Raw genomic sequence first — 881 nt, 5'->3', positions numbered from 1 at the left:
GCCACCTGGGGAAGGTCGCCATCCCCCTGCTGGTCATCATCGTCCTGGCCTTCAGCGGGTTCCACGGGAGCAACTTCACGGCGGCGGACGGCTTCCTTGCCCGGCGGCGCGAAGGGCATCCTCGCGGCGGTCTCCACGTCGGGCATCATCTTCGCGTTCCTCGGGTTCGAGCAGGCGGACCAGCTCGCCGGCGAAGCGAAGAACCCGAAGCGCGACATCCCGCGCGCGGTCATCGGCTCGGTCGTCATCGGCCTCGTGATCTACCTGCTGCTGCAGGTCGTGTTCCTCGGCGCGCTGCAGTCCGGTGCGATCCAGGGCTCGTGGGCCACCGCGGACTTCACGAAGTACACCGGCCCGTTCGCCGACATCGCGATGGCCGCCGGCATCACCTGGCTCGCCGTGATCATCTTCATCGACGCGATCATCTCGCCCGGAGGCACCGGCCTCATCTACGTCACCGCGACGACCCGCATCTCCTACGGTCTGAGCCGCAACGGGTACTTCCCGAAGGCGTTCGAGTGGACGACGAAGGCCGGCGTGCCGTGGGTCGGCCTCGTCACCGCCTTCGTGGTCGGCTGCGCCTGCTTCGCACCGTTCCCGTCGTGGCAGGGGCTGGTCAGCCTCATCACGAGCGCCTCGGTGCTCATGTACGCCGGGGCACCGCTCGCCCTCGGCGCGTTCCGGAAGCGCATCCCCGAGATCGAGCGCCCATACCGGATGCCGGCCGCCGCCGTGTTCTCGCCGATCGCGTTCATCGTGGCGAACCTCATCATCCTCTGGACCGGGTGGGACACCGACTGGAAGCTCGGCGTCGCGATCCTCATCGGCGCCGTCGTCATCGTCCTGAACAACGTGTTCCGCGGCGCCTCGAGGTCCGCCGC

General features: G+C 68.6%; 1 protein-coding gene. It reads left to right on the top strand.

From position 1 onward, the window contains the following. Positions 1–96 precede the first annotated feature (96 nt). A partial coding sequence (locus tag I59_RS20350; protein WP_261976602.1) for an APC family permease occupies positions 97–881 on the top strand: 785 nt, incomplete at its 3' end.

The organism is Curtobacterium sp. B8, from assembly GCF_000333315.1.
GTDB classification, from domain to species: Bacteria; Actinomycetota; Actinomycetes; order Actinomycetales; family Microbacteriaceae; genus Curtobacterium; species Curtobacterium luteum.
Note: the sequence above shows the minus strand (reverse complement) of the source record. Positions and strands in the feature narration are given on the sequence as shown.